Raw genomic sequence first — 11405 nt, 5'->3', positions numbered from 1 at the left:
CTCGGGCTTCCGGTCGGCGGGCAGGAGAGGGGCGTGGGCATCCTTGCAGGCATCAGTGCGGTTGGGTGGTGGCAGGGTTCGGGGAGGAACCGGGCCCGGCAGCAATGGTGACCCTGCTGCCAGGGCGCAGATGGTTGACGCCATCTGTCACGACCTGGTCCCCTTCCTGGAGACCGGAAAGAATGACGGTGTGGTGGTCATCGCTATAGCCTGTTTTCACGAGGCGGATGGCCACGGTCATGTCCCGCTGTACGGCATAGACAAAGGCACCGTCAGGGCCTGTCTGTATGGCATTGCCGGGCACGACGAGGGCGTCTTTCAGTGTCTGGACGAGGAGATGGGCATTGACGAACTCATTGGGGAAAAGCCGCTCCGTTTCGTTGGGGAAGATGCCGCGCAGGCGTACGGTCCCCGTAGCCGTATCAATCTGGCTGTCCAGCGCATTGACCGTCCCGGTAGCGAGGCGGCGGGTGTTGTCGCTGCTCCAGGCTTCTACGGTCAGGCTGGGATGGCTGTTCAGCTGGTCCTGCACATCCGGCAGGCTGTTCTGCGGCAGGGTGAAGATGACGGAAATGGGCTGCATCTGGGTCAGGGTTGTCAGCCCGCCGGATTGCCCGACCGTGACATAGTTGCCGGCATCCAGGGCACGGATACCCACCCGGCCATCCACCGGGGCGACGATGTGACAGTACAGGACATTCAGTGCGGCATTGCGGACATTGGCCTCGTCAAAAGCGACCTGCCCTTCAAGCTGCTGGACGGTGAAGGCCTGGTCCTGTGCCAGCATGGCCGATGTGGAGTTCTGCTTTATCAGCTTCTGGTAGCGGGCATTGTCCACACGGGCCTTGGCCAGCTGCGCACGGTCGGCGGCCAGGGTGCCCATGTACTGGTGCAGCGTGGCCTCATAGGGGCGGGGGTCGATCAGTTCCAGCTCATCCCCACGGTGGACGTGCTGCCCTTCCTGATAATAGACCGCCAGTATGTGCCCGCTGACACGGGGTGTGATGGTGACGTTGGTGATGGGGACAACCGTACCGAGCAGCTGGAGAATGACCGGCACATCGGCCCGGTGGGCAGCCTCCACGGCTACGGCCTGGGCGACGTCGCCATGGGCCATGGTGGTCTGCCCACCACCGGCATGAGGACGCAGGACAAGGAAAAGCAGGATGGCGACCAGGGCAGCCCCGATGATCCACCATTTTTTCCCCCTGCCGGGCTGCCGGGTTTCTGAAGCTGGGGCGGCGCTCATGGTCGCAGGGCACTCCTGTAGGCTGGGGAAACGGTGCATGACATGCACGTCATCGACATTATGTCAGAAAGTCCGGCGCATATTAAAGATGCTTGGCCAGAATTGCACCTAAACATTCGGCAGTCACAAAAATACCTTCCTCCTGAGGGAGGAGGACGGCTGTCCCCCTCTTGAAGAAAATCCATGAGGGTTACATATCTGCGGGGTGGCCCCGTCATGCAGTGCACTGGGGCCCACAGGTGAAACGGTGCATGGAAATGCATGGCGCTGATTGGGAGCGATGGAATGGTTGATACAACGTCGATGAAGGCCGAGGGTTTCGTGCAGGAAGCTAAAGGTCGGCTGAAGGACACGGTCGGTGCGATCTCTGGTGATGCTGCCATGCAGGCCGGTGGGAAGATTGACCAGCTGGGTGGTCGTGCCAAACATGAATTTGCGGATCTCTACGATGCCAATGAAAGCCGCCTGGAGGCTGTAGCCGCTTTCATTCAGGAGCGTCCTTTCGTTGCCCTGGGGATCGTTTCCCTTGTTGGGCTGGTGATCGGACGCCTCTTCTTCAGGAAGCGTGGCTGAAACAGGGAACAGGAGGCCGGAGAGGGTTCATGCACTGGTATTACGAACGGGATGGTCGGGAGGTTGGGCCAGTATCGCAGAGCGAGATGGTGCGGCTGATCATTCATCGTCATATTCGGCCGCAAACCCTCGTCTGGCATCCGGGTTTCGGGAATGAGTGGCGTCCGGCCAGCAAGGCTGGGCTTGTGTCGCCTTCCGCCGGTGTGCGGCTGTTTGTCGCCGTGGGTGGGCGGTCATCCACACGGGACGAAGGAGTGGCGGGAGCGGTGTCGTCCGTCTGGGCCTGGTTGATGCTGGTTCCCGGGCTGGTTGACCTGCTTCTTCTCGTTGTCGGGCAGCGGACACATTGGGCGGTCACGCCGGACCGGCCGGTAACGGGTGTCTGTATTTACGTCATCCTGTTTCTGACGCTGATAAAGGACCGCCAGACCTTGGCCCGGGCTGGGGTGAAACCTCCTTCTTTCTGGTGGTGGCTGTTCTTGCCGGGTTATTTCTGGTGCCGCATGAAAGTGCTGCGCCGTGGGGTGGGGCTGTTTGCTGCCTGCCTTTTCCTGGGCTTCCTGGAAGCCGGAATTCTTCTCTCCAATCCTCCACCGGGTTTTGAACCGCTCCTGAAGCTGAAACAGGCAGAAAAACCGGTTGCTTCGTCCCCTCGTGAGCTTCCCCGGCAGGATGGTCAGGCGTCTCATGGTGATGGAGGGTTCGGGGCATCTTCTGATGGAAGTCCGGACCAGAACGGGCATGTGGAGCTCTGATGGCCAGACGGCTTCTGTCTGTCCGGCCAGCGGGGCATAATTTTTCCTATTGACTCATTTTATTTCAAAAAAAGTCTTTCCTTTCGACTCGGAGTGATTCAGAATCGGCCTCACGTTGATGATGTGCCGTGTGAGGCGAGTGGAAGAAGGACCCGATGCCGGATTACAGCCTGGAAGAACAGTATGACGGGCTTGTAGCCGGTGTGGACGAGGTCGGCCGTGGCCCTCTGGCTGGGCCGGTCGTGGCGGCTGCGGTTGTGTTCCGTGCGCCACCATCTCCTCTGCTGTCCGGACTGCTGGATGACTCAAAGAAGCTGACGGCCCGCCGCCGGGAGAAGGCTTATGCCGCTCTGCTGGAGGATGATACGGTCTGTGCGGCTCTTGGTGCGGCATCCGTCCCGGAGATTGATCGGCTGAATATTGGTCAGGCCTGCCATCTGGCCATGCGGCGGGCCATGGTCCGCCTCGCCGAGGCGTTGGGAGAATGGCCCGCCGTTGCCCTGATTGATGGCAACAGGGCACCATCCCTGCCTTGCCGTGTGGAGACGGTCGTCAAGGGTGACAGCCGGAGTTTGTCCATTGCGGCAGCTTCCATCCTGGCGAAGGTCGTGCGGGACAGGCTGATGACCCGTCTCGCCATGCGCCATGGTAATTATGGTTGGGACCGGAATGCTGGTTATGGCACGGTACATCATCTGACGGGACTGAAAGAAGAGGGGATAACCCTCCATCACAGGCGCAGTTTTGCCCCTGTGAGACAGATGATCGCAGCAAAGGTTCACGCAGCATGAAAGCGGATATGCCCCTGAACAGGATTTTACGCGGGGAATGTGTGGAGGTGATGAAGACACTTCCGGATGCCAGCGTGAACTGCGTGTTTGCTGACCCTCCCTACAACCTTCAGTTGCGGGGAGAGCTTCGTCGCCCGGATGAGAGCGTGGTGGATGGCGTGGATGATGACTGGGACAAATTCACGGGCTATGAGGCTTATGATGAATTTACCCGTGCCTGGCTGGGTGAGGCACGCCGTCTGCTGCACAAGGACGGAACCATCTGGGTGATCGGCTCCTATCACAATATTTTCCGTCTTGGTGCGATCATGCAGGACCTGGGGTTCTGGATTCTTAATGACATCATCTGGCGCAAGTCGAACCCCATGCCCAACTTCCGGGGGCGTCGCTTTACCAATGCCCATGAAACGCTGATCTGGGCTGCCCGGGGGCCGGAGAGCAAATACCGTTTCAACTATCAGGCGATGAAGGCACTCAATGAGGACCTCCAGATGCGGTCGGACTGGTACCTGCCTCTCTGCACGGGGAATGAACGGCTGAAGAATGATCACGGGCTGAAGCTGCACCCGACCCAGAAGCCGGAAAGTCTGTTGCACCGGACCCTGCTGGCCGCAACGGTAGAAGATGATGTGGTGCTGGACCCGTTCTGCGGGACAGGGACTACCCCAGCCGTGGCCAAAAAGCTGGGGCGCCGTTATCTCGCCATTGAGAGGCATCCGGATTACATCAAGGCAGCAGAAGCCCGGCTGGAGCGGGTGGAAGTTCTGCCAGCAGACCAGCTGGAGATCACTCCGGCCAAACGGGAGATGCCCCGCATTCCGTTCGGGTCTTTCGTGGAGAATGGCAGCCTGCCCGCCGGTACGGTGGTATATGATCGCCAGAAGCGGCTGAAGGCTCGTGTCTCACCGGATGGAACGCTGGTATCCGGCCAGCATCGGGGATCCATTCACAAGCTGGGGGCCCTGCTGACCAATGCGGCCTCCTGCAATGGCTGGACATTCTGGTATTTTGAACGGGACGGGCAGTTCCTGTCCATTGATACATTGCGGCAGGAGACACATCTGCTGCGCCGAACTGCCTGAAAAACGGCTTTTCAGAGATGTGAAGGGAAGGGACGACGCATGGATTTTCTGGAGACACATACCGGGCTGGTCATTGCCGTCATAGCTTTGGTTTTTGCCATTCTGTTTCATTTCATCATCATGCGCCCGCAGAAGAAGTCCGCTTTTGTCTGTTTCTGTTGGGACCTGCTGATTTTTCTCATCTGTCTGGCGGGCATTTCCATCATCTATTATAGCGCTCTGCCGCTAATGGCTTCATCGTGACCATCCGGCAGCTGCCATGAAAAAAGCCCTTTCCGTCAGACCACGGGAAGGGCTTTTTTCATGATCAGTCATGCTTTGTGAAAACAAAGGAAGAGGCTCAGGGCGCAGTCCGAGGGGCTGGAGCTTTCTGCGGATGGGATGTGCGATGCACGATAGCGTGGGGCCTGCGCTGTGGGGCATGGGCTGTTCCAGTCCGTGCCGGAGGGGCTGCCGGCCCCCCGAAGCCCAGAAAGCCGACCGAGGGGACGGGCTGGCCCGGATTTTCCACAACAGGCGCAGGAGCACGTGCGGCAAGGCTGGCCTGGCCATTGACGGTAATATGGCTGCTGCTCTCATCATGCGTGGCGCTGGTGATGAGCTTGCCATCGGGATTGTAGGTCCGCAGGGAAAGCAGCTGGAACATGATGTCATTGCGGCCAAGGTCTATGGCAAGGTCCAGAGGCGTCTGCTCCAGCACGTTGCGGGCATTGATGTCAGCACCACGGCTGAGGGCCTCTTTGGCGCCGATGAGTGACCCACGGTTGATGGCATCAAACAGGGCGGCTGTCGGGTTGATGTCCATCCGGGCATGGCTGTTGTCGCCGCTGTCTGTCTCTGCGCCGGGCAGGGCCGAAGGTGGCGCCGCACGTCGTGCATCCTTGCGGGCCTCGGCCTGTTTCTGGGCGTCCATGGCTTCCTGCTCGGCCTCGGCTTCATCGGCGGACTGGGCATGGGCCCGGTGTGGCAGAACCACAATGGAGGCAGCCGAAAGACCGATGGCGAAAGCGAGACGGGGCAGGAATGAACTCAATGGACGCATGATCGGGAACAGTGCTTTCTTTTCTACCAGCTACGGGGGACAGGCCGCAGGCATCATGTCAGGTAGTGGCAGGGCCTGTCAATTTCACAGGGTGACGGCACCACAGCATGGACTGCTGTCGTTTTACCGTCCTTCACGCCACCAGCCAAGGCCCATCATGGCAAGAATGAGGATGAGGGCCAGCCATCCTGGCAGAAAAGCCGTGCTGGATCCGCCCGCTGCAAGGGCCGACTGATGCAGGGGCAGCCCTGCCCAGCCTGTTCCATGCAGGGGATGGCCTTCGGCGACCTGTCTGATCTCCGGGATGGTCCCTGTTCCGAGCCAGAACAGGCCACCACCGGAGCGGCTCACGAGGGAGGCCATCCTGGTGGCGGTACTGCGCAGGTCCTGGTCTTCCAGCGGGTTGGTTTCAGGCAGGGCCACGGTCGTGCTCAGCCCGCCCTGCTGGACGGTCCATATCCGGCCATTCTGCTCAGGCCGTGATGGCAGGGGCAGGCTGCCTGTCCAGATACCGTCACGCCCCGGCACGGGGGAGAGGGGAAGGACAGCATGATGGCCATCCGGGTCGATGATGTCAGCCTGAACATTGGCCAGAGGAGCCAGACTGGTGCGGCTGACATGCAGCTGCCCCTGCTCGATATGGGCGTCCAGCTGGTTTTCTTCCAGTTCCGGCTCCTTCATCAGCCAGTGTGAGAGGCGGCGCAGCAGTTCGGCCTGTGGTCCTCCACCTTTTTCCCCACGGGACCAGAGCCAGATCTGGTCTGAGAGAAGCATGGCCACACGCCCCTGTCCCTTCTGGTCCAGCACCAGCAGCGGTGCCCCTGAAGGTGTGGCCAGAAGGGTACGGCCTTGCGTCTGGTCCGTACGGAGGGCCCTGTACCATGGGCCCCATTCTTTGCCCCAGGGGCCCTGTTCCGGCAGGGCCTGCGTGACGGGATGGGACAGCCCGAGGGCGGTCCGTCTGGGGGAGAAGGGCTGTGTCATGATACCCTGTTCAGAGGGGACATGGGCAGGGAGGATGGCGCCGACAGGTGTATCCTGCAACGTGCCCGGCTGTGTCATTTCCGGGCCACCAACCACAAGCAGCCCACCGCCCTTGCGGACATAGCGGGCAATATTTTCCAGATAACTCTCCGGCAGAATGTTCTGGTTGCGGAAGCCATCCAGAATGATGAGGTCGAAGCTGTTGATCTTTTGGGCAAAAAGTTCATGCGTGGGGAAAGGGATCAGGGCGAGGTCGGAGAGGGGGGTATCATCTTCCGTATCGGGGGATCGCAGAATGGTGAAGTGGACCAGATCAACAGATGGATCGGCCTTCAGCAGGGTGCGCCAGACACGGGCCCCCTGATTGGGTACACCGGAAACAAGCAGGACACGCAACCTGTCCCGCACGCCCTGAAGCTGGATGATGGTACTGTTGTTCCGCAGGGAAGCTTCACCCGGCAGGGGGGAGGCCGTGAGCTCCTTCAGGGTAAGCCCGGCATGGGTGACGGGGACATCCAGCTCCACGGGCTGGCCGCTCTTCGTATGGGCGAGGATGTTCGTCTGGCCGTCAGGGCCATGGTCCAGAATATCGACAGGCTGCCCGCCAGGCGTTCCCAGATCATCGACCTGAACACGGATATGGGCCGTCTGGCCGATGATGACATAAGGGGGGGCACTGAGAACCCGCAGCCGCCGGTCCGTTTCCTCCCCTCTGGCGGAAAGCAGGAGATGCAGGGGAATGATGCGGCCTGTCATGTCCTTGAGGGACGGGGGAAGCTGGTCGGGAATGTCGTGATCCATTCCGTCCGTGAGCAGGAAGGTGCCTGCCGGATTGTTCAGGGAGAGGGCGGCATGGTCCATGGCGTCGAAAAGGCGTGTGCCCTGGCCATGCCCGCCAGAAACTTCCAGCTCATGGATTGTCAGGTCATGCAGTGCCCGGCCCTGGTGCAGCAGTTGGGCACGAGCCTGCTGGACGAGGGCTTTCCGTTGCCCGATGTCCATGGAAGGGGAAACATCCACCACGAGGAGGGCATCCTGTGGCTGGGTCTGCATGTGGGGGTGTATCTGCCGGGGGTTGGCCAGCCAGAGCAGCCCCAGCAGGATGGCACCCACCCGCCAGAGGACATCCCGCCTTCCGCGCAGGGCACCATAGAGACCAGGGAGCAGGCATAGGCCCGCCAGTGCTGCAAGCAGCCAAGGGGGCAGGAATGGTGCCCAGATGATGGAAGACAGGGCGTCCGTCATGGAGCCTCACTTTCATCAGCGTCATCAGGGCTGTCATCATCCCCGTTCCTGAGACGTTTCAGCATCTCTGGATAATGGCGCTGGTCGTTCTTGTAGTTGCCGGTAAGGGCATAGATGATGGTGTTGAAACCAAAGCGGTAGGCCAGTGTCCGCTGATTTTCGCCATCAGGAATGACGGCGAAAGGGTGCTCTCCATTCTGGTCAATGGCCCAGGCATGGGCCCAGTCTGCATTGCCGATGATGACAGGGCTTACGGTTTCGCTGTCATCATTGTTCCCCTGCCGGGCGACATAGACGGGCTGTCCAGCAATGCGACCGGGAAAATCGTGCAGCAGATAGAAGGTATGGGAGAGGGTGTGCTGGTCGGTCAGTCTGGCAAGCGGTGGGGTGGGCAGTCCCTCCATGGCCTGTCTGAGGGCGGTGCGGGTAGCGTGGCCATCCGTACCGTCCATGGCGCTGCCTGCGCCCATCTCATCAATCAGGATCATGCCATTGTGCTGCAGGTAATGGGCAAGCGCTGTTTTCCCGGCTGGATACAGATGGGTGCCGGGTATGACAGGCCAGTAGAGGAGAGGATAGAAGGCCAGATCATCCTGTCCCGGCACGACCCCTACGGGACTGTCCAGATGTGTGGTGCTGCGCTGGTTGAGGAAGTGCGTCAGCCCTTCAAGCCCCTGTTGGACTGCCTCATCCGTGTCTGCGTTACCGGTCTGGATATGGGCCAGACGGATAGCCAGAGCCGCAGGAGGAACAGGAGCCTGCGGGGCCGAGGCTGGTTGCCCCGTCGTAGCGGCCTGCAACTGCGTCACGATGAGCAGCCCGGCTCCCAGGGAAAGAGTGGCGTTGCGGGCCATGCGGAACAGTCCGGCCCGACCGAGGGAGAGGTAGAGGTCCAGCAGGATCAGCCCGAGGGCTAGCAGCATGAGGGGTGGCCAGAGGGGCTGTTCTGGCGTGGCCTGCCCTGCTGCCCTGATCGGACCGAGAGCGGCTTCATCTGCCATAGGGGGCTGATGGTCTGCCAGATTGAGTGGGTGATGCTGGGCAGCCCCTCCGTAGAATCCGGCCTGATGGAGGGCATCGACAGGCTGTTCTGTCGTGCTGGGCAGCGGGCGGATGGCGGGGGATGGCGGTACGAGGGTCTTGTCGAGAGTCAGGACCCGCCATGGCGCCAGGGCGTCCGAAGTGGTGTGATTGGTGCCTGTCTTTGTCTGCATGATGGGAGTACGGGTGATGAGACGTTCCATCATCTGGGGGAAAAGGCCGGAGAGTGGCAGGCTGGACCAGTCTGCCGTCGGGGTGATGTGGAAGAAGACGATCAGGCCGCCGCCTTCCTGCCGGGCAGTTACGAGGGGGGTGCCATCGGTCAGCGTGGCCCAGACATGCCGGGACAGGTCATCCGTGGGCTGGGCCAGAAGTTGACGGGATACGGTGGCGTCTTCGGGGATGGTCAGCCCGGCGAAAGGGGTGTCTGCCGGGAAGGGAGCCAGTTTCTGCGGGCTGCCCCACGACATGGGGCCCCCCAGTTGCCTCATGCCGGAGAGGAGGGGCACGGGCAGAAGAGCAGCGTCATCGTCTTTCATGGTCTGCTGGCTCTGGCGGGCCAGTTCCGGCCCTGCGAAGCGGATCAGGATGCCCCCTTTGCGGACCCAGCCGAGTATGTCGCTCAGCCCCGCATCGGAGAGTGTGCCATCCGTGGCGATGATGATGTCCGGGTGGCGGGGCAGGAGACTGTCCACAGTGCCCTCCTGATAGGGGATGACAGCCTGCAGGGCACGGGTCAGGTAGAAGCCGCTACCTGTCAGCGGTGTATCATCACCATTGATGTGCAGAAGGCCAACCCGGTGCTGGTCCATCCTGCCGGGTAGAAGCACCATGCCTGCCGGACCGGAAACGGATGGCAGGCTGAAGGCATCGAAATGGTCCGGGTCAGGCAGGGTACGCCAGGTTCCGGTGGGAAGTGGCGTATCGGCCAGGACGGCGAAATGTCCGTCTTTTTCCAGCGTCATGCCCAGCAGGCGGCGTGTCTGCTCCGGGCAGTCGGGGAGTGTTTCCGCCTGTGCCGTCAGCTGGCTTTCCTGCCGGATGGAAAGACGGATGAGGTCGCAGCGGGGCCAGCGTACATCTTCGGTCCGGTGGGCAGGCTGAAGGGCGGCACGCAGGGCCTCATCCCCCGGCTGTGCCAGGCCATTGGAAAGTGCGATGACCGTTGCTCCATGCAGGTCCGGGGCGAGCGCCTGAAGCTGGCGGGCGAGGGTCTGCCGGTCCCCAGGCCATGTGTGGGGAGACAGACCGGCAAGAAACTGTTGCAGGGCAGTGCGGTCACCGGGCTGGAAGGGGCGAGGCATGTGGCCGTCCGCCTCTGGCGTGTTCAGCAGCAGGGTCACCCGCCCGCCGGAGCGGAGTGTGGCTTCTCCCAGAGCGAGGGCATTTTTCCTGCGGTCATCCCAGTGTGGGGTGGCTGCCCAGTCATCATCCAGAATGAGAACCAGTTTCTGCGGGGTCTGCTGGTCCTGTCCGGGGAGATGGAGTGGCCGGGCAAAGGCCAGAACAAGCAGAGCTAGGGCAACCATGCGCAGGAGCAGGAGCCAGAGCGGCGTGCGTGCGGCATCCTGTCGGACAGGCGAGAGCCTGCGGAGCAGGATGAGAGAGGGGAAACGCTGTTGCCGGGGGTGGGGAGGAATGGCCCGGACCAGCCACCACAGGGCAGGCAGGAGGAGCAGGAACAGCAGCAGGTAAGGGGAGAGAAGGATCATGCCCGCCCCCGCAGGAAGGTGTGGCAGTCCGCCAAGACAGGCAGGGCAGGATGGTCGGTGACATGGAGGCGGAAGAAGGGCGCCTGTCCCTTTCCGATCTTTTCAAGCTGGCTGAAATGTTCGGTCAATCGGGCCTGATAGGCCTCATGCAGGTTCTCCGTGGCCGGGAGTGTCAGGTCCGGTTCAGCCTCGCAGCTGGTAAACTGGACAGACCCGCTGAAGGGCAGGCGATGCTCCTGTGGGTCCAGCACGGCCAGCAGGGCGATGCGGCCGGGATGGGTGGCCAGCGGCGCCAGGCAATGCTGCATGGTGGCCTCTTTCCAAAGGAAGTCACTGACGAGCAGCAGAGCTGCATGAGGGGGAACAGCTGTCAGGCTGGGCAGGACCGCATCCCTGCCAGTATCGTCACGGGGAGGAAGCTGCATGAGAGCATGGGCGAGACGGGGCAAGGCCTGATGACCGGAAAAACGGGACCGGAAGCCAGGAATGCCCACATCCTCACCGCCCAGCAGGGCTGCCTGGCCAAGGGCCAGGGCATCAGCCAGAGCGGTGTCATGTTTGCTGGGCAGGCTGTTGGCAGATCGCCAGCGCATGGAGGCAGAGGGGTCAACCCAGATGAAAAGTGGCCGGGGGGCATGCTGCTCCCGCTCCCGAACCCAGAGCAGGTTTGGTTCCGGCGAGCGGGCAGACTGTTTCCAGTCGATCAGGGAGGCTGGTTCTGTTGGCTGATGGGGACGGAACTGCCAGAATTCATGTCCGTCCCCGGCTCTGCGGTTGCCGTGAGGGCCATTGCGCAGCTGCTTTGCCAGCCCTCGGGCTGAGAGAACCAGCTCCGGCAGGGAGACAGGCTGCGGGGCGGCATCACGCCCTTTGCGAGTGCCAAAAAACCGCTGGAAGAAGGAGGGTGAGCTGGCCATGTCCGTACTCTGGG

10 protein-coding genes are annotated in these 11405 nt (G+C 61.6%); 5 read left to right on the top strand and 5 right to left on the bottom strand.

The annotated features are described in order from the left end of the window. Positions 1 to 52: 52 nt before the first annotated feature. On the bottom strand, positions 53 to 1249 hold the full coding sequence (locus J8Z04_RS07625; RefSeq protein ID WP_086442049.1) for an efflux RND transporter periplasmic adaptor subunit: 1197 nt from the start codon (positions 1247 to 1249) through the stop codon (positions 53 to 55). A 261-nt stretch (positions 1250 to 1510) separates the two neighbouring features. Here J8Z04_RS07625 and J8Z04_RS07620 point away from each other — a divergent pair, with 261 nt between their 5' ends. From J8Z04_RS07620 to J8Z04_RS07600, 5 genes are all read left to right on the top strand, one after another. Then, positions 1511 to 1822 carry a CsbD family protein gene (locus J8Z04_RS07620; protein ID WP_227449673.1) on the top strand — a complete coding sequence of 104 codons (312 nt, stop codon included), beginning with the start codon at positions 1511 to 1513 and terminating at the stop codon, positions 1820 to 1822. 29 nt (positions 1823 to 1851) lie between these two features. Beyond that, positions 1852 to 2577 (top strand): DUF4339 domain-containing protein, encoded by a 726-nt coding sequence (locus J8Z04_RS07615; protein WP_192848448.1) that lies wholly within the window; start codon positions 1852 to 1854, stop codon positions 2575 to 2577. A gap of 155 nt (positions 2578 to 2732) precedes the next feature. Further along, positions 2733 to 3368 (top strand): ribonuclease HII, encoded by a 636-nt coding sequence (locus J8Z04_RS07610; RefSeq protein WP_192848449.1) that lies wholly within the window; start codon positions 2733 to 2735, stop codon positions 3366 to 3368. Beyond that, positions 3365 to 4450 (top strand): site-specific DNA-methyltransferase, encoded by a 1086-nt coding sequence (locus J8Z04_RS07605; RefSeq protein ID WP_043557870.1) that lies wholly within the window; start codon positions 3365 to 3367, stop codon positions 4448 to 4450. Before J8Z04_RS07610 ends, J8Z04_RS07605 begins: the two co-directional genes overlap by 4 nt. 39 nt (positions 4451 to 4489) lie before the next feature. After that, positions 4490 to 4693, top strand: coding sequence for a hypothetical protein (locus tag J8Z04_RS07600; RefSeq protein ID WP_043557871.1), 204 nt, complete (start codon positions 4490 to 4492; stop codon positions 4691 to 4693). 97 nt (positions 4694 to 4790) lie between these two features. On the opposite strand, the gene J8Z04_RS07595 is transcribed toward J8Z04_RS07600, so the two are convergent. The 4 genes from J8Z04_RS07595 to J8Z04_RS07580 all read right to left on the bottom strand — a co-directional run bounded on the left by J8Z04_RS07595 (position 4791) and on the right by J8Z04_RS07580 (position 11391). Beyond that, positions 4791 to 5492 carry an ankyrin repeat domain-containing protein gene (locus tag J8Z04_RS07595; RefSeq protein ID WP_192848450.1) on the bottom strand — a complete coding sequence of 234 codons (702 nt, stop codon included), beginning with the start codon at positions 5490 to 5492 and terminating at the stop codon, positions 4791 to 4793. A 123-nt stretch (positions 5493 to 5615) separates the two neighbouring features. After that, positions 5616 to 7721 (bottom strand): glutamine amidotransferase, encoded by a 2106-nt coding sequence (locus J8Z04_RS07590; protein WP_192848451.1) that lies wholly within the window; start codon positions 7719 to 7721, stop codon positions 5616 to 5618. Next, entirely contained in the window at positions 7718 to 10474 is a 2757-nt protein-coding gene (locus J8Z04_RS07585; protein WP_192848452.1) for a DUF4159 domain-containing protein, read from the bottom strand. Before J8Z04_RS07585 ends, J8Z04_RS07590 begins: the two co-directional genes overlap by 4 nt. Beyond that, the gene (locus J8Z04_RS07580; protein ID WP_081562865.1) at positions 10471 to 11391 is read right to left on the bottom strand and encodes a DUF58 domain-containing protein; all 921 of its coding nucleotides are present in this window, start codon (positions 11389 to 11391) and stop codon (positions 10471 to 10473) included. The genes J8Z04_RS07585 and J8Z04_RS07580 overlap by 4 nt, the downstream gene beginning before the upstream one ends. Between the last annotated feature and the right edge of the window lie 14 nt (positions 11392 to 11405).

Origin of the sequence: Bombella apis, from assembly GCF_018221685.1 — a bacterium.
In the GTDB taxonomy this organism is placed as follows: Bacteria; Pseudomonadota; Alphaproteobacteria; order Acetobacterales; family Acetobacteraceae; genus Bombella; species Bombella apis.
This window is presented reverse-complemented; position numbering and strand designations above follow the sequence as displayed.